The sequence below is a fragment of the Planococcus sp. TJ-301 genome (genome assembly GCF_058268475.1).
Window position 1 is genome coordinate 1,140,601 of the sequence record NZ_JBZDOH010000001.1, and the last position, 17,849, is coordinate 1,158,449.

The window sequence follows — 17,849 nt, forward strand, 5'->3', positions numbered from 1 at the left end:
TTCCCCCTGCGCCTATTATTATAACCTGGTACTAATAATACATCATAAAAAAGAAAAGTGCAATTTGCACTTTTCTAGAGTTGATTTAAAAAGGTGGTTGCCAATCCCAGGTAAATCAGGATTGAGATGATGTCGTTCAAGGTAGTGATGAACGGACCTGAAGCAACTGCCGGATCGATTTTCAAGCGGTGGATCAATAACGGGATGAACGAACCCGCTAGCGTCGCTACAAAGATCGAACTCATCACTGCAATCCCGACAAGCAGCCCGATCAGCAGCTCGCCTTTCCAGAAATAGACGAGCCCCACGACAAATGCGCCGCAAACGACTCCGGTGATCAACCCGGTGCCCGCTTCCCGCAGCAGCAGTTTCATTTTGCTTTCTTCTTCGATGTCACCAGTCGCAATACCGCGAACAGCAACGGCCAAGGCCTGTGTTCCGCTATTCCCTGCCATTCCGGCAATCAGCGGAATGAACACCGCAAGCAACGCCACTTGATCAAGCGTCTCTTCGAACATGCCCATCAGGTTCGCCGTCAGCATTCCGAGGAAAGTCAGCAGGATGAGCCATGGCAGCCTTTTTTTAGCCGCAGTGAGCGGTCCTCTGTCAAACGTATCCATATCAGATACAGCGGCCAGTTTGGAATAATCGTCAGAAGCTTCTTCGTCCAGTACGTCAATGATATCATCGACAGTAATGATGCCTAGAAGATGATCCTGGAAGTCGACAACCGGCATTGCCAGGAAATCGTAATCCTTGATCATGCGTGCGACTTCTTCCTGGTCTTCTCCGACGGAAACGCTGACGACCCGCTCGTTCATAATCGTGCTGATCAATGTGTCTTCATCTGAAATGATAAGGTCGCGCAGCGTCACGATGCCAGACAGCCTGCGGTCCTCATCGACAACAAATAAATAATAGATCGTTTCGGCATTCGGTGCTGCGTTCCGAAGAATATTCATGGCCGACCGGACAGTCGAATTTTTTGGAATTGAAACGAATTCGGTGGTCATGATAGAACCCGCTGTATATTCTTCGTAATGCAGCAAGTCTTTGATCTGCCTTGCCGATTCCTTGTCCATCACAGTCAAATATGTGGCGACTTGTTCTTTGTTCAATTTGTTCAGCACATCAACGGCGTCATCAGTATACATCTCTGATAGCAGATCAGCTGCATAATTCACGTTCATTTCCTTGAAATAATCTTCGTACTCATCATCGTCAAGTTCGATGGCTTCGTAAATGTCCGCCATTTCTTTAGGAGAGAGATACCGATACATCATCTGGCGGATTTTAAGCTCTGCCTTCTCGTAAAACGTCGCCTGGTCATAAGGATGGTGCGACAGGAATTCTTCGCGGAAACTTTCAACGTCTCCTGTTTCAAGAAGGCGGTTCAAAAGCTCTTCGTCCAATTCAGTTTCGTGCTGGGATTTTTCTTCCATCATGTATGCTCCCTCCTTTCTTTCTGGGTAGTCCTTGTTATACCATGTAATACGTTACACTATGGTTGAAGATAATCAAGATTTAAGAGGTGAAATTTAATGAAATTTGACATAATCGGCGATATCCATGGCTGCCACAGCGAGCTCCTCCAATTGATCGGGAAATTGGGCTATCAGCAGCATGGCGACGTCTTTATCCATCCAGAAGGGCGCAATTTATCATTTGTTGGTGATGCCATGGACCGCGGCCCCGATTCGCTTAATGTGCTGAAGCTTTTGTTCCGCATGCAAGATGAAGGGCTGCTGTTTTATTCGCCAGGGAATCATTGCAGCAAGCTTTATCGGTATTTCAAAGGCCATTCCGTCCAGATCAGCAATGGCCTGGAGACGACATTAACTGAATGGCAGAGCCTGACGAAAAAAGAGCAGCTTATGTTCCGCACACGCTATATGCAATTCTACGAGAAACTGCCGCTTTTTCAGGATCATCCCCCGCACTTGATTGTCGCGCACGCGGGACTCAAAGAAGAGATGGTCGGCCAGCCGCTGTCAAGAGGCATCGCCAATTTCGTTTTATCCGGCGAAACGACCGGCAATTACCACGCTGACGGGCGGCCTATTCGCCGCGACTGGGCTAGAAATTACGGCGGACGGCCGTGGGTGGTTTATGGCCACACCCCGACCGAGGAGCCTTATATCATCAACCGTACTGCGAATATTGATACCGGCTGCGTTTTCGGCGGTTCATTGACTGCATTGCGGTTCCCAGAGATGGCGATTGTATCGGTTTCTTCACTTCAGCCTTATGTGCCTGAACGATTTTACCGCTTTACCTGAAGCAAAGCCGCCATGTCGTCGTGCAAAAGAGATTCGAAACACATCTTTTCACCAGAAACAGGATGCAGCAATTCGAGCGATCTGCAATGCAGTGCCTGGCGCTCGATAATGCTTCGTGTCCCGCCGTACAAATCGTCGCCGATAAGGGGATGGCCGATATGCGACAAGTGGACCCGGATTTGGTGCGTGCGCCCTGTATTCAATTGCAGGCGCAGGTGGCTGAAATCCCCGAAATCATGCAACACTTCCACCGCAGTCTCGGCGAACTTCCCATCCTGTCTTACTTCCCGTTCGATGATGCTGCCATCTTTTCGGCCAATCGGTTCGGTGATCAGGAAATCTTCCCGCACTACCGTGCCATGGACAAAAGCCTCATACTGCCGCTTCATTCTCTTGCTTTGCTGTTGCAGCGACAGCATATGGTGGATGTGGCGGTTTTTTGCAATGCACACGAGACCCGAAGTGTCGCGGTCAAGCCGGGTTGCAATATGAAGCGTTGCCGGAATGCCATTGTCTTCAAAATGCTGGGCGACATAATTGGCCAAGCTGCCGCCTGGATGTTCACGCGAAGGAATCGTATTCTGCAGCGCCGGTTTGTCAACGATCAAAAGCGCTTCATCTTCATGAACGATCCTTAGCGGACCAGGCTCTGCCTTCAAGCCGCCGCCAAGCTCTTCAAGCGGAAAAATAACGGTCACGGCATCGCCCTTTTCCACGATGTGCCGGACCGTTACTTCAACGCCATTGACCAGTATCAGGCCGCCGCCGTATTTAACCGATGCCAATGTGCGCTTGGAAATACCCCAATCGCTCAGTGCCTCTCTCAACATGCCGTTTTCTTTTGCGGCGTAGGTTAATTGAAATGGATTAAGTTGTTTCACTTTTATACCTCACTATCGATAAATGAATCATGTACCCTTTTCCAAAACGGAAACGCCCGGAACCGTGCAAATCTGACTTTTTCATCCGCAACTCTGTATTCAATCGATTTTACATCTTTGTGGAGCAATTGCAAATGGTCCACAGTGACCATGAAGTCTGGGGCCTTGACTGGGCGCAGCGCACAGCGGTGATGTGACGGAAGCACAAGCGGAGAGCCCACTGTCCGGAACACACGGTTGTTGATCGACGCCATTTCCGTCAATTGCATCGCTTCGAGCGACGGGTGGATGATTGCGCCTCCTAATGCTTTATTATATGCCGTACTGCCAGACGGTGTGGACATGCACAGACCGTCTCCGCGGAAACGCTCAAAATGGCTTTCATTCAGAAACACGTCCATGACAAGCGTGACGTCCGGGGACTTCACAGTCGACTCGTTCAACGCCAGATACACAGCCGGCTCATTTTTGTTTTGGTAATGGATGCTGACTTCCACTAAAGGATATTCAATGACTTCATATTCCTTTTTCGCGATTGACAACACCAGTTTTTCAATTTCGATCGGCTTCCAATCTGCGTAAAAGCCCAGATGGCCCGTGTGGATGCCGACAAACGCGACCGAAGAAATCTGATCGCGGTATTTATGGAAAGCGTGCAGCAATGTGCCGTCGCCGCCGATTGATAACACGACATCCGGCGACTCCTCGTTCCATTCCATGCCGAAATCCTGCAGGTAGGCGCGGGCTGTCGCCATCAAATCGTTTGAAAGTTCATCGCTTCTGGATTGAATATAAAATTTCATAGGCTTTTTTTCCCTCCTTGGCGGTCTGTTGGAAAATGGGTGCTCGCTGCGTCCTTAAATTCCGTGAAATAAGCTTGTGCATCTTGAATTTCATCTCGGATCTGCGACATCTCCTCATCCAGCTGGAACGCTGCTTCTGCTGCACGCTGCAGCCGGATTTTAATTTCTTCCGGGAAGACGCCTTTGTATTTATAATTTAATGAATGCTCAATTGACGCCCAGAAATTCATTGCTAATGTCCGAATTTGGATTTCAGCAAGAATGAGCTTTTCGCCTTTAATGGTCTGAACAGGGTATTCGACGATGACGTGATACGAACGGTAACCGCTCTGCTTTTCGTGGGAAATATAATCCTTTTCCTCCACTATGCGCAAATCATTGCGCTGGCGCAGCAGCCCGACAACTGTTTCAATATCGCCGACAAACTGACACATCATCCGCAATCCAGCTATATCCTGCAATTGATGCGCTAACTCATCTGAAGGCTCGAATGGAATGCCTTTTTCAAGCGTCTTGTCGTAAATGCTTGCGAGCGGTTTGACGCGCCCGGTTACAAACTCTATCGGGGAATTCGAATTATCCGTTTCAAATTGCTGGCGCATCCCTTTGAATTTTATCTTCAATTCATCTACCGCCTGTTTATAAGGTGCTAAAAAACGATCCCATTGACCCATGCTGTATCCACTCCAATTCTTTCTATGCTCGTGAAGCCAAGGCTTCTTGAAATGCTTTTTCAACGGCTGAGCTGAATGCACCACCGTAATTGTCGTTACCTTCTATATTCTCCAAGAGCATCCACAATTCCTCGTGGTATGAAGCTAAAGGCATGATTTGCTTACCCCATTGAAGCAGTGGCACTTCCTTGCGCTGCAAAGCGGCAAGCATCGCTGGCCATAAAGGTTCCTTAAAATGCATATAGATATAATCAGTGCCTGTATCCAATAAATAGACAAAAGCGTGGCCTTCCGAATCCGCGATCATGCGGCCCGAAGCTTCCAATGCTTCAAAAGGCTCCTGTGCTTCCACTATGAATTGAATCCCTTCATCTGAAATAATTCCGTTCTGGACTTCTACAAGTTTACGCAATGGAATTCTCCCTTTCCTGCTGTTAATATATAGTGATATTTTAACACAGCTCTCGCATTCGTTGCAGTTACACCCGGATTATCTCATAATAGATCATACGAGAGAGGTGCTGCGACATGTCAAAAGAACTTGAAATTGAATTCAAAAATATGCTTGAAAAAGAAGAATACGAAAAATTGGCCGCGCATTATGGATTTTCAGAAAGTGATGCAAAAACGCAGGAAAACTTTTATTTCGATACCCCTGATTTCCAGTTGAAAAACCTGAAATGTGCGTTGCGGATACGAAAAAAACATGACGGCTTTGAATGCACGCTAAAAACTCCGGCTGCCCATGGCCATTTCGAAACTACCGATGCCCTGACGGGAGAGCAGGCAGCAGCCATGATCGAGGGGCATGCTTTTGAAGCACCTGAAGTCTGCGCCGCTTTGGCAGAGTTATCCGTATCCTCGGATGCCCTCCAATTGATTGGCGCATTGACCACCCACCGCATGGAATTGGAAACAGATGATGGGCTGCTGGTGCTCGACCATTCCGAGTATGCCGGAACGGAAGACTACGAAATTGAATTTGAAGTAAAAGAGGCACCAGCAGGTGAAAAAAATTTCTACGATTTACTGGAAAGCCATAGCATTCCTGTGCGCCATGCCGATAAAAAAATAGCTCGATTTATGGCCGCTGCAGAGCGCCGTCAGCAAGCAAGACATTAAGCGAACGGACGTTTCCACATTTCCCCAAGTAGTCTATATTGTTTGAGAAAATCCCACTCCGTTGTTAGAATGAATTTACAGCTAAAGCAAAGGAGACACAATAATGACTGGAAAACCGATTATTCCGTACGAAGAAATTGGTGCGGAACGCTTGTCTCAACTAGTCGACGCATTTTATGCCCGCGTCGCCAGGCATCCAAAGCTGCAGCCTATATTTCCTAGCGACTTAACTGATACAGCAAGAAAACAAAAACAATTTTTGACCCAATATTTAGGGGGCCCGAACATCTACTCTGAAGAACATGGGCATCCCCGCCTGAAAGCGCGCCACCACCCTTTTCCAATAACTCCAGACAGAGCACAGGCATGGCTTGAATGCATGCATGAAGCAATGGATGAAGTAGGCTTGGAAGGAAAGTTTCGGGAAGTCTTCTTTCAGCGGCTTGTTTTGACCGCTCATCATATGGTGAACGAGCGCGACAGCGAGGAGGAATTAGAGTGAACGATTTGGATTTAGCTTTACCGTCAGACGTCCACACTAAGACGTCTAAACCGATGGAATTATATGTTTTTCTTGACCCCTTGAATCCGGTATGCTGGGAACTCCAAGCGATCATCCGTAAATTGCAAATCGAATACGGCCATTATTTTTCAATGCGTTTTGTCATCAGCACACAATTATTCAGCTTAAACAAAGCCGGTGCTGCGCCGGTCATCGACACGGACCGCTTGTCCCATCCGGTATTGGCATCCGTTGCCGTGAAAGCTGCTGAGCTGCAAGGCAAGCGGGCAGGCAACCGCTTCCTCCACAAATTGCAGGAATACTTGCTGCTCCAGACAAAAGACGTGTCTTCTTATTCGATTTTGCTGGAAATTGCAGAAGAGTCTCAGCTGGACCCGGAAGAATTCCAAAAAGATTTCCACTCTGTCCATACGGCCAAAGCGTTCCAATGTGATTTGCACATCACACGGGAAATGGAAATCGACGAAGTACCAAGCATTGTTTTTTTCAACGATTGCATAGAAGACGAAGGCGTAAAAGTATCCGGACTTTATACTTACGATGTTTACCAAGCCATTATGCAAGAAATGTTAGGCGACAAAAACTTAAACCGCCAACCGCCGCCATCACTCGATGAGCTATTCCTGAAATATTCCACAATGGCGACAAAGGAAGTGGCTTCTATTTATAATATTTCCGAACAAACCGCTGAATGCGAATTAAAGAAAAAAGTCCTTCAGCAAAAATTGGACCGGATCACTTTGCCAAACCAAACTCTCTGGACCTTAAAATAACAGCCACTGGAATTGAGCGAACTTCTAACATACAAAAAAAGCGGAGCTGAACCCCAAATGGGATTCAGCTCCGCTTTTTCAAATAAACGATGAAAGGCGCCTTCCACGTCCGGAAGGCGCCTTTCCATATTACACAAAGGGGATGGGAGAAATGTTCACGCTCAAACAAAGGGGTGTATGTTTGTATGTGATTTATTTCACAACCTAACTTTATCACGGAATAATAGTTAATGCAATAATTCACAAAGACTTTCACAAATTTGTCATATTGTATAGATTAGGTTAGCTACTATTATAAGTTGAACCACGGTTGATAGATCATTGATACTTCGCAAAACAACAAAATTACATGAGCTTTTTTCTTATTATGTGCTTATCCAACGTTGGAGCGTCAAGAGCTAGGCATGGGAATAGCCAATTGGAAATTGGACCATTTCCCTTGCTTCGAAGCTAGCGCAGCGATGCAACGCACTTTCATGTCTCGAAGCTAGCGCAGCGATGCAACGCACTTTCATGTCTCGAAGCTAGCGCAGCGATGCAGAGACAGAGACAGGGATAGAAACAATCATCTTTACTCTGCGCGAAGCGATGTTCAATGATTTACTATATTTAATTCAATTTATAGCTTGTTACACTCTAAAGAAACAAAGATATTAATAAAAATTACTATTTCAGAAAAACAAAAAACCCGGAAGCCGCTTTGTAATTGCAGCTTCCGGTTTTCGTTTATTTTTTCAGTAAAAGCTTTTCAAGTTCGTTTAATTTCTCTTCAAAAACCTTGCATGCTTCTTCGACCGGCTGTGGCGATGCCATGTCCACGCCTGCTTTTTTCAAGACTTCAATCGCATAATCTGAGCTTCCTGCTTTAAGGAATTCATTGATGTAGCGGTCTATAGCGGGTTGGCCTTCTTCAAGGATGCCTTTGGTAAGCGCAGTGGCTGCGCTGAAGCCGGTTGCGTATTGGAAAACATAATAATTATAGTAGAAGTGTGGAATGCGCGACCATTCCAAACCGATTTCTTCATCCACCGCGACTTCTTCACCGTAGTATTTTTGATTTAATTCATAATATACTTCCGTCAGGCGATCAGCTGTCAGCGCTTCGCCCTCTTGGTCCATTTTATGGATCAAGTGCTCGAACTCCGCAAACATCGTCTGGCGGAATACAGTTCCCCGGAAGCCGTCAAGCCAGTGGTTGAGAAGATAAATGCGCTCTTGGTCGTCTTCTGTCGTTTTCACCAGATAATCATTAAGGAGCGCTTCGTTTGTCGTTGAAGCCACTTCTGCAACAAATATTGAATAATCACCGTAGACATAAGGCTGCGCTGCCCGCGTGTAATAGCTATGAACACTATGGCCAAATTCATGCGCAAGCGTGAACAAATTGTCGACGTTATCCTGCCAATTCATGAGGATATAGGGATTCGTGCCATAAGCTCCCGAGGAATAGGCGCCACTGCGCTTTCCTTTATTCTCTTTGACGTCCACCCACCGGCTGTTGATGCCTTTTTCAACAATGCCTGTATATTCCTCACCTAAAGCTTCAAGGCCTTTAAGCATTGTCTCCGTCGCTTTTTCGTACGGAAACTCCATCTTCACTTCTTTAACCAGCGGCGTGTACATATCCCACATATGGACTTGATCCAAGCCCAATACTTCTTTGCGCAAAGCTGCATAGCGGTGAAGCAGGTGGAGATTGTTGTTGACTGTTTCCACCAAGCTGTCGTATACGCTTTCCGGTATATGGTCATCCGCCAATGCTGCTTCACGCGCGGAGCTGAATTTGCGGATACGGGCATTTACGTTATCACGCTTGATATTTCCAGCAAGTGTCGATGCGAACGTATTGCGGAATTTGCCGTAAGTGGCGTATACCGCTTTGAACGCATCTTCTCTTACTCGGCGGTCCGGGTTTTCCAAAAAGCGGCTGTAATTGCCATGAGTGATGCGGACTTTTTCACCTTTTTCATTTTCGATTTCCGGAAATTCCAAATCGGCGTTGTTCAGCATGCCGAACGTTTCGGAAGACGCGCTGACGACTTCGGACAACTGCGCCAGCAAAGCTTCCTGCTCAGCAGGCAGCACATGCGGGCGATGGGCATTCAACTCATCGAGTGCGTGCTTGTAAAGTTTAAGTCCATCATGCTCTTCCGCATAGCCGGCCAATACAGCTTCATCAAGGCTTAGAATTTCCGGCGTCAGGAATGAGAGGCCAGTCGAAACTTTCGCGTAAAGTGATTTGATGCGGCTATCCATCGCCTGGTATGTAGAATTCGTGGTGTCCTGGTCATAGCGCATATGAGCATACGTGTATAACTTTTGTAAACGTTGAATCAATTCGTCTTTATAGGTAAATGCTCCATAGAGAGCTTCCGCTCCTTCACCTAGTGTGCCTTGGAAAGATGACGATTTCTCTGCAAGTTTAGCCACTTCCTTGAATTCCTGTTCCCAAGCTTCATCGGCAGCGAAAATGTCTTCTAATTTCCACGTTAATTCTACAGGAACTTCTTCCCGCAATAATAATGTATCAGCCATTCCCTTTTCCTCCTTTGTCCTACTTATTCAGATGTCGAACTACACTCCATTTTCTCAATTTTCACCCATTTTTGCAATAGTGAGCATATAATACCTCCATTAATTTTCCATTATCGGGCTCTTCTCCCGTTATCTTGCTGTATATACGTGCGTAATCTTCCAGTAGCGCCAGCGCCTCTTCATCCACAGTTCCAGTTGAGAGCTTGATGATTCCCTTGTCAATGAGCGTTGCAAGCGGCACTTTATTGCGAATGGCTTTGATGACGCGCATTTGCCAAATTACAGGACGCTCCTCAAAAAGTCTTGCAGCACCTAAAGGCACGCCGATGATTGCCGGCAGCTCGAGCCGATTGAGTTTCAACTCATACGCCATGAGCCAAAAAGGATTTTGATGCCGTAGTTTCGCGTATTGCTGCGAACGGACGAAAGCATCCCGTTGCGCCGCCGACAGCTGAAAAATCGCTTTGTACTCTTCAAACACTAATTTTTTGGGCACTGCAAAAGGGTATTGCTGAGCCTTTGCAGGCAGTGACTTCAGCTTGGCCGCCCAGCGGTTTCCGCCAATCCAAAAAAGACCAGTGGCGTACGTGAACACGTTTGTTTCCGGACAGAAGGACAAGAGATAGTCGATTCCGTTAGTGCGCCTGGCCATTGCCCATTCATATTGCTTGATGCGGATGAGTTGAATACCGTCTCTCTGTTGCAGTCGTGCACCTAAGATCCACAGCGGTTCAATGGCAATGGACTGGTAACCTTCAGTCCTTGATCTAACCTGGCCGGCCGAAATGGCGCTGCACTGGAATTCAATGGCCGTAGTTTGGCCGACAAACAGATCTGCCCGCTGTTTGATGGGAGGAAGATATTTTTCGAGTTCAGTAGGGAGGTTTAAACGTGAGAAGAATTTTTGAAGCTGCAATTTGCCGTGCAAATGCAAAGGGGTTTCCGGTTCGCTGAAGGCATCGCAATCAGCAAGGGATCGATGTGCAAAATGGGGGATTTTCACTTCACCGGCTTTCAGCACTAAATCAGCACCGCAGCCAGGACAAAAATATTGCTGCTTTCTAAGAGCGGCTAACTCTTCAGTTCTAAAATTTTGTGCCAATGAAACCAATTTGTTTAAGCTGTTCAACGCGATTAATATGGCGCTCACTCTCCTTTTGTTGATTGTAGTCAAACAACAGAGGTTAAGCAATATCTTCTTTTATTAGATTGAAATGGCTACATTTGGCTAAAGGCAAAGAAATAAAAAAAAGATCTCCTCAACAGGAGATCTTTAGCCGAAATAATGCAAAACGTTCGGCAATGCGTCTTCTTTAAAAATCGGTTTTCCGTATTCTTCCAAACGATGGATAGTCAACGGAGATGCAGTCAAATATTCGCTAATGATGCTGATATAATTTTTGACATCTTCTTCGCTATGAAGCAAGTCATCAAAACTTATATAAAGATAGTACTTGTTCTCGAAATGGTAAATGGCTGATTCAATTGGCACATATTCAAGCCGGCGTGCTAGAGGCACCAAGTCCTCTACTTGCAAGACATTAAATGTATAGTCCATTTTCTTTAAATCCGGCTCTTCAAATACCGGTTCAAACTCATCGAATTCCGGTGCAACAGCATCTTCACTTCCGAATAATTTACGTCTTTCTTCTATATCATCAGGCAGATCGAGCTTTTGGCCATCTTTAGTAAGCTGAGCTCGCGTAACTGTCACTTCCAGCCCTTTATCCATCGCTTGCACTTGAATCCATAATGGGCCTTCCATAACAAAATCTGCTTCTTCATTAACTTCGTCCATCATTTCCCAAAAAAGCTCTTCGCTTTTATCCCGGTTAAACCAAATTTCATCACGGCTAAAACCTCGTTCTTCAACATCTAGATAGGAAATGTAAAATTTTACTGTGTTGTCATTAATTCTTTCGATCTCCATTTTACACCTCTCCTTTCGAAATGGACTAAGAGGATCGTCCTAATAGGCCGTGCAATGATGCTAGCCCCATTATAGCCTTTTTCCTGGTGAATGAGAAAACTTATGCCTGTATATAGGTTCTTCAGGTACGTAAGAGTTTAGTCGATTCAAACGATAAATGCAAATAGTTGAGACGGCTTAAAATATAAAGAAAACTGCCCGGGATCTATTATGAATTGTCATAAAGACCGGGCAGCAAGTTAAATCATGTTCAGTTAACCATACGCTGAGCTTCGAGCAATTGGTACGCTCTGACTTTACGAGGAAGGAAGCGACGAATTTCATCTTCATTGTATCCGACCTGTAAGCGTTTTTCGTCCATGATAATCGGGCGGCGAAGCAAACCAGGATATTCTTGGATCAATTCATACAAGCGCTGAAGAGGAAGGCTTTCGACATCCACATTCAGTTTTTGGAATATTTTAGAACGGGTCGAGATAATTTCATCTGTACCGTCTTCAGTCATTCTAAGAATCTCTTTGATCTCGCTGATTGTCAGCGGCTCAGAGAAGATATTGCGTTCTGTATATGGAATATCGTGTTCTTCCAGCCACGCTTTTGCTTTTCGGCAAGACGTACAGCTTGGAGAAGTAAATAGTGTAACCATCATGGTGAAGCACTTCCTTTCGGATTCAAGTTAATTCGATGAATGATTATTAAATTAGAATCACTATAATGTAGAAGCTTTACATTCATTATACAACATTTGAGTTCAAATGGATATACTGTTGTTAAAAAAATATGCCGAAAGCTTATATATTGTCACATAATCGCTATATAATATCTGATTACCATTAACTTATATATAACAATAATTTACCCGCCCTCGTCCACTTTAAACCCTGTTATCAAAAAAAGTATTCTCAATTACAATTGCCCTTTGAAAACAAGTTTTCACTTTTCTTGCTCTTATTATAACGTTTCAGCTAGCAGAAAGTTTCAAAAACAAAACCTCCAACGTTAACCGTTGGAGGTTTTAAAGTTTTATGGTGTGTAGTCGACTCCTTGGGAATAGGTATTTCCAGCATTCCAAAGCAAAAACTCGTTAATGCCGTTATCGTTTAGCGCTTTTATCTGCGCTTGGACTTCGGCTTTGCCATAATTCTTATAGTTTCCTGCTCCTAGATAGGATGCTGTGAAATCTTGCAGCCAAGGACGTGAAACCGGGGCTGTTTTTAATTCCGCCAATTTCTTGTTTTCCATTTTGGCATATTCCGATACTAGTTTATACGGTTCTAGGTCCGGTTTCGGAATGCCGAAATACGCGGTCCAATGGCTAGGATAAATCATTGAAGAAATGACATCGACGTTTTCGGATATTTTCCCGAAATTCTGGCCAATGCCAGGCGCTTCAGCAAGCGTTGCCGAATAGCCGAAAATATCGACAGAAACCTCTACATCGTATGGTTTCAATTGTTCTCGTGCATACGCCACAAAATCCGTTACAGCGCTTACACGGCTTTGTACAGGGTCTTGAGAAGAATCGCCGTATTCACCCATTGAATAGTCCAATACATCCGCACGGTTTTCGAAGCCTTCGGGAAATCGCACATAGTCAAACTGAATTTCTTTAAACCCAAGTTTTGCAGCTTCAATTGCAATTTGTACATTGTAATCCCAAACTTCTTTTAGAAAAGGATTGACGAAAGATTCCCCGCGCCCATTCTTCCACACTGCGCCATTATCAACGAATGACAACTCCGGCCGCTTTTCTGCAAGGATGGAATCTTTAAAGACCACTACGCGTGCAATCGGGTAAATTTGCTTTTCTTCAAGCCTTTCCAGAACGGCTCTAGGATCTTTGATAAACGGTTTACCAATATCCATAGCGGCCAAATCTGTTCCCTCTTTAGGCATATAAGTCAAATGCCCCAGATCTTCTTTAATGTCAATTACCATCGCATTCAACTCCGTCTTATCGACAAAATCGACCAATCTTTCAAAGCGTTCACCACCTGCTGAATTGCCTGTGACAAATATGCCGCGTACAGCATCCGGGTATTCAAAATTCAATCCTGAGTCAAATCGATATAATGCTGAAGTTGTCAAAAGTTCCATATTAAATTCTGTGCCTTTATAGCTGCGTGGTGTGAACTCCGGCGATGCATCGTCTTCAGCTGCCGCCACTGGAGTCCCCAATAAAGAACTCATCAATAACACGCTAACAATTGCCCATTTCTTTTTAATCATGTTGCACCTGCTTTCTTTCTATTCTTCTATTCCAATTTTATCATTATTTAGGTAAATAGAAAGAAAAAAAACAACGATGCCATATATAGGCATCGCTGTTAAAAATTTTTCATCTTACGGCTACTGACGCTTTTAACGCTTCAAACTCTGAAGTCGAACATTGAACGAAATGGCCAGGCGTTATTTCTCTCATTTGCACATCATCTTTTTCTGTGTAATTATGCGACGCTGGATCGTAAGATTTACGGACCCGGTTGCGTTCATAATTCGGATCCGGAAGCGGGATCGCAGACAATAGGGATTGCGTGTATGGATGCATCGGGTTGTTGTACAAATCTTCCGCAGGCGCCAATTCGACCAATTTCCCGAAGTACATGACTCCGATGCGGTCTGAAATGTATTTGACCATTGAAAGGTCATGCGCGATGAAAAGATAAGTCAAACCCTTTTTTTCCTGCAATTCTTTCAGCAAGTTGACTACCTGTGCTTGAATCGAAACATCCAATGCAGAGATCGGCTCATCAGCGATGATGAAATCCGGATCTACTGCTAGGGCACGCGCGATTCCAAGACGCTGGCGCTGTCCGCCTGAGAATTCATGTGGATAGCGGTTGGCGTGCTCTTTGTTCAAGCCGACCGTTTCCAATAATTCAAAAACCATTTGTTTGCGTTCCGCCCCGTTTTTTGCCAAGCCATGGATGTCGATTCCTTCAGCAATGATGTCCATGACTTTCATGCGCGGGTTCAATGAAGCATAAGGATCTTGGAAAATCATCTGCATTTTGCGGTTGAATTTCTTTAGATCTTTTTTAGACTTTTTGCCGTGGACGTTTTCACCTTCATAAAAAACATCGCCGGAAGTTGCATCATATAAACGGATGATCGAACGGCCGGTTGTGGATTTACCACAACCGGATTCGCCGACCAAGCCCAAAGTTTCGCCTTTATAGATATCAAAGCTGATATCGTCAACTGCTTTGACCTCGTTGGCTTTGCCGATGTTGAAATGCTGTTTCAGGTTTTTGATTTCCAATAACTTTTCAGCCATTATACAGCTCCTCCTTCATAATATCTGCTTCCCGGAAATTTCTTCATCCGTTCGATGACAGATAACGGCGGCTCTACTCTCGGAGCGTCCGGATGCAAGAGCCAAGTGGCCGCTTGATGGGTTTCGCTCACCTTAAAGAATGGAGGGTTTTGTTCCATGTCGATTTGCAATGCGTATTCACTGCGAAGTGCAAACGCATCGCCTTTTGGAGGTGCCAATAAGTCTGGCGGCGTCCCTGGAATTGCATACAGTTTCGATTCTGCAGTATCCAATGACGGCATGGAGCTTAGTAGTCCCCATGTATAAGGATGCTGTGGATTGTAAAAGATTTCATCGACAGTGCCGATTTCAACAATCTTACCACCATACATTACAGCAACTCGATCAGCTACATTTGCCACTACACCAAGATCGTGTGTGATGAAGATAATCGAAGTATCGATTTTTTTCTGCAGATCTTTCATTAATTCCAAAATCTGTGCTTGAATCGTAACATCCAATGCCGTTGTCGGCTCATCCGCAATCAGAATCTGCGGGTTGCAGGCCAAGGAAATCGCAATAACGATTCGCTGGCGTTGGCCTCCTGAAAATTGGTGAGGATATTGTTTCATCCGCAGCTCTGGTTTCGGCATACCTACAAGGCGTAAAAGGTCGATTGCCACTTTTTTCGCTTCTGATTTACTGATTTTTTGGTGCTTTAAAATCGGTTCAGTGATTTGGCGGCCGATTGGCATGGTCGGATTCAAAGAAGTCATTGGATCCTGGAAAATCATCGAAATGTCTTTTCCACGGATTTTCTGCATTTCTTTATCGGTAAGTTTCGTCAAGTCGCGTCCGTCAAACAAGATTTCGCCGTTTTTGAAAACAGCTGATTGTTCAGGCAGCAAGCGCATGATGGATTTTGTCGTTACCGATTTACCGGAACCCGACTCCCCCACAATCGCCAAAGTCTCACCTTTATATAGATCGAAGTTTACTCCCCGAATCGCTTTTACTTCCCCGTTAAAAGTATTGAAGGAAAGCTCGAGGTCTTTTACTTGTAAGATTTTCTTCATTTTAAACTTTCCTCCTTAATCTTTCATCTTAGGATCTAGCGCATCACGCAAGCCGTCACCGATCAAGTTAAAGCAGATCATGATCAAACTCAAGAGAATTGCTGGGAACGCTAAGATATGCGGCTGGAATTGAAGCAGCTTATAGCCGTCGTTGATCAACGTTCCAAGAGACGCATCCGGTGCTTGAAGGCCCAGACCGATAAAGCTCAAGAAGGCTTCGAAGAAGATGGCACCTGGAATCGTAAACATTGTATTGATGATGATAATGCCCAGAACGTTAGGCATCAAATGTTTCCAAATGATATGAGAGTCACTGGCACCTAAAGTTCGTGAAGCAAGAACAAATTCTTGGTTCTTGTATTTTAGGACTTGCCCACGGACGACTCGTGACATTCCGGTCCATCCGGTTATCGTCAAGGCGATGATAATTGCTATTATACCCGGGTCCATAATCAGAATGAAAAGGATTACGACAACAAGGTTTGGTATACCCGTTAAAATTTCGACTATACGCTGCATAAAATCATCGATACGACCTCCGAAATAGCCGGAAATCCCGCCGTAGATGACGCCGATCAGCATATCAATCGCTGCTGCGACAAAGGCGATGAACAAGGACACTTGCGTCCCTTTCCAAAGGCGTGAGAACATATCGCGGCCAAGGCCGTCAGTGCCGAACCAATAATTCACTTCGACATTTTTCAAGTCATAGATATCAACATCTTTGCCACCTAAATTGCCATGTCCATCAAGGATGCCCAAATTCTCCATGACCGGAATTTTAGGCGGCAAGTTAGCATGTGTGATTGTTTGCGCGTTTGGTTCGTAAGGGCTGATCATCGGCCCCACGAAAGACATGATGACAATTAGCGTGAAAAGGACGATGCTGAATATCGCTCCTTTGTTTTTTCGCAGGCGAAGCCATGCATCCTGCCAAAAGCTCATGCTCGGTTTTGATATGCGTTCAGCTTGATTTGCATCAACCGTTATACGCTCGAACGAGCCTTTCGGCAAATTTTCTAGATTTTGTGTCATTAGTTTTTACCTCCTGAAAGACGGATCCGAGGATCGATGATGCCATATAGAATATCCACTATTAAAATGACGACAATCAAGAATACTGAGAAGAAAATCGTCGTGCCCATAATAATAGAGAAGTCATTAACCATAATGGATTTCACGAATTGTTCACCTATTCCTGGAATCGCAAAGATCTGCTCCACAACCAGTGAACCGGTCAAAATGCCGACTGCCATTGGCCCAAGAACGGTTACCAAGGGAATCAATGCATTACGGAAAGCATGTTTGAATGCGACTTCAAATCCGCTTGACCCTTTTGCTTTTGCAAGAGTAATATAATCCGAGCTTAAGACTTCAATCATTTCTGTTCGGATGAAACGCGCTGCAGTTGCCAACGGGAACATCGCCAATGCGATCGATGGCAGGACACTGGACATAAAGCCTTCTTTCCAGAGCGCAACCGGGAACCATTCCAGCTTAACGCCGAACCAGTATTGGAGAAGTGAAGCGAAAACGAAAGACGGTATCGATATTCCGATAATCGCTACCAACGTACTGGAATAATCCACCCACGTGTTTTGCCTCAATGCGGCAACCATGCCGAGGAGCACCCCAATAAATGTGCCTAGAACCATGCCTTGGAAACCGATTTGTGCAGATGGGCCCATGCGGCTCAAAATCAAGTCTGTAACATTGGCGCCTTTAAATTGGTTGATCGAGATGCCTAGGTCGCCTTGTACTAAACCGAACATATAGTCGAAATACTGAACTGGAAGAGGTTCGTTCAAACCATACCTCGCTTCGACAACCGCTCTTTGTTCAGGAGATAGTTTACTTGCGGAAGCAATAGGGGATCCTGGTAAAATTTTCATTAAGAAAAATGTGAATGTAGCAATCAGTGCTAAAGTGATTACCATATAAATCAATCGTTTTCCGATATATCTTGCCATGTTGCACCTCCAAGAAGATTAGATCTA

The 17,849-nt window shown here is 45.1% G+C and carries 18 protein-coding genes; 4 read left to right on the top strand and 14 right to left on the bottom strand.

Going from position 1 to position 17,849, the window contains the following annotated elements:
• Window positions 1-74: 74 nt before the first annotated feature.
• Window positions 75-1,445, bottom strand: a complete 1,371-nt coding sequence (mgtE, locus tag AC4EHJ_RS05835) for a magnesium transporter (RefSeq protein ID WP_490974625.1) — start codon at window positions 1,443-1,445, stop codon at window positions 75-77.
• Between the two features lie 96 nt (window positions 1,446-1,541).
• Here mgtE and prpE point away from each other — a divergent pair, with 96 nt between their 5' ends.
• Window positions 1,542-2,279, top strand: coding sequence for a bis(5'-nucleosyl)-tetraphosphatase PrpE (gene prpE, locus AC4EHJ_RS05840; protein WP_490974626.1), 738 nt, complete (start codon window positions 1,542-1,544; stop codon window positions 2,277-2,279).
• Here the strand turns inward: prpE and AC4EHJ_RS05845 are convergent.
• Genes AC4EHJ_RS05845 through AC4EHJ_RS05860 form a run of 4 tightly spaced genes read right to left on the bottom strand, consistent with a single transcriptional unit; the run spans window position 2,264 to window position 5,049 of the window.
• Entirely contained in the window at window positions 2,264-3,109 is an 846-nt protein-coding gene (locus AC4EHJ_RS05845; RefSeq protein WP_490975626.1) for an RluA family pseudouridine synthase, read from the bottom strand. The genes prpE and AC4EHJ_RS05845 overlap by 16 nt on opposite strands.
• A gap of 53 nt (window positions 3,110-3,162) precedes the next feature.
• The gene (locus AC4EHJ_RS05850) at window positions 3,163-3,963 is read right to left on the bottom strand and encodes an NAD kinase (protein WP_490974627.1); all 801 of its coding nucleotides are present in this window, start codon (window positions 3,961-3,963) and stop codon (window positions 3,163-3,165) included.
• Window positions 3,960-4,637 (bottom strand): GTP diphosphokinase, encoded by a 678-nt coding sequence (gene yjbM / locus AC4EHJ_RS05855; protein ID WP_490974628.1) that lies wholly within the window; start codon window positions 4,635-4,637, stop codon window positions 3,960-3,962. The genes AC4EHJ_RS05850 and yjbM overlap by 4 nt, the downstream gene beginning before the upstream one ends.
• Window positions 4,638-4,659: 22 nt before the next feature.
• Window positions 4,660-5,049, bottom strand: coding sequence for a UPF0738 family protein (locus AC4EHJ_RS05860; protein ID WP_490974629.1), 390 nt, complete (start codon window positions 5,047-5,049; stop codon window positions 4,660-4,662).
• Between the two features lie 116 nt (window positions 5,050-5,165).
• Here AC4EHJ_RS05860 and AC4EHJ_RS05865 point away from each other — a divergent pair, with 116 nt between their 5' ends.
• The 3 genes from AC4EHJ_RS05865 to AC4EHJ_RS05875 all read left to right on the top strand — a co-directional run bounded on the left by AC4EHJ_RS05865 (window position 5,166) and on the right by AC4EHJ_RS05875 (window position 7,055).
• Complete coding sequence (locus tag AC4EHJ_RS05865; RefSeq protein ID WP_490974630.1) at window positions 5,166-5,759, top strand: CYTH domain-containing protein; 594 nt, start codon at window positions 5,166-5,168, stop codon at window positions 5,757-5,759.
• Between the two features lie 103 nt (window positions 5,760-5,862).
• Complete coding sequence (locus AC4EHJ_RS05870; protein ID WP_490974631.1) at window positions 5,863-6,261, top strand: globin domain-containing protein; 399 nt, start codon at window positions 5,863-5,865, stop codon at window positions 6,259-6,261.
• Window positions 6,258-7,055, top strand: a complete 798-nt coding sequence (locus AC4EHJ_RS05875) for a ClpXP adapter SpxH family protein (RefSeq protein WP_490974632.1) — start codon at window positions 6,258-6,260, stop codon at window positions 7,053-7,055. Before AC4EHJ_RS05870 ends, AC4EHJ_RS05875 begins: the two co-directional genes overlap by 4 nt.
• Window positions 7,056-7,781: 726 nt before the next feature.
• Here the strand turns inward: AC4EHJ_RS05875 and pepF are convergent.
• The 9 genes from pepF to opp3b form a co-directional block, all read right to left on the bottom strand.
• On the bottom strand, window positions 7,782-9,590 hold the full coding sequence (gene pepF / locus AC4EHJ_RS05880; protein ID WP_490974633.1) for an oligoendopeptidase F: 1,809 nt from the start codon (window positions 9,588-9,590) through the stop codon (window positions 7,782-7,784).
• 61 nt (window positions 9,591-9,651) lie between these two features.
• Window positions 9,652-10,740 (bottom strand): competence protein CoiA, encoded by a 1,089-nt coding sequence (locus AC4EHJ_RS05885; protein ID WP_490974634.1) that lies wholly within the window; start codon window positions 10,738-10,740, stop codon window positions 9,652-9,654.
• Window positions 10,741-10,863: 123 nt separating this feature from the next.
• The gene (gene mecA, locus AC4EHJ_RS05890; RefSeq protein WP_490974635.1) at window positions 10,864-11,520 is read right to left on the bottom strand and encodes an adaptor protein MecA; all 657 of its coding nucleotides are present in this window, start codon (window positions 11,518-11,520) and stop codon (window positions 10,864-10,866) included.
• 250 nt (window positions 11,521-11,770) lie between these two features.
• A complete protein-coding gene (spxA, locus tag AC4EHJ_RS05895; protein ID WP_175580282.1) occupies window positions 11,771-12,166 on the bottom strand; it encodes a transcriptional regulator SpxA in 396 nt (131 codons plus the stop codon).
• A gap of 377 nt (window positions 12,167-12,543) precedes the next feature.
• Window positions 12,544-13,749 carry a putative glycoside hydrolase gene (locus AC4EHJ_RS05900; protein ID WP_490974636.1) on the bottom strand — a complete coding sequence of 402 codons (1,206 nt, stop codon included), beginning with the start codon at window positions 13,747-13,749 and terminating at the stop codon, window positions 12,544-12,546.
• 109 nt (window positions 13,750-13,858) lie between these two features.
• The gene (locus AC4EHJ_RS05905; protein WP_490974637.1) at window positions 13,859-14,797 is read right to left on the bottom strand and encodes an ABC transporter ATP-binding protein; all 939 of its coding nucleotides are present in this window, start codon (window positions 14,795-14,797) and stop codon (window positions 13,859-13,861) included.
• On the bottom strand, window positions 14,797-15,852 hold the full coding sequence (locus tag AC4EHJ_RS05910) for an ABC transporter ATP-binding protein (RefSeq protein WP_490974638.1): 1,056 nt from the start codon (window positions 15,850-15,852) through the stop codon (window positions 14,797-14,799). The genes AC4EHJ_RS05905 and AC4EHJ_RS05910 overlap by 1 nt, the downstream gene beginning before the upstream one ends.
• 15 nt (window positions 15,853-15,867) lie before the next feature.
• A complete protein-coding gene (opp3C, locus tag AC4EHJ_RS05915; protein WP_490974639.1) occupies window positions 15,868-16,887 on the bottom strand; it encodes an oligopeptide ABC transporter permease in 1,020 nt (339 codons plus the stop codon).
• Window positions 16,887-17,822 carry an oligopeptide ABC transporter permease gene (gene opp3b, locus AC4EHJ_RS05920; protein WP_490974640.1) on the bottom strand — a complete coding sequence of 312 codons (936 nt, stop codon included), beginning with the start codon at window positions 17,820-17,822 and terminating at the stop codon, window positions 16,887-16,889. The genes opp3C and opp3b overlap by 1 nt, the downstream gene beginning before the upstream one ends.
• Between the last annotated feature and the right edge of the window lie 27 nt (window positions 17,823-17,849).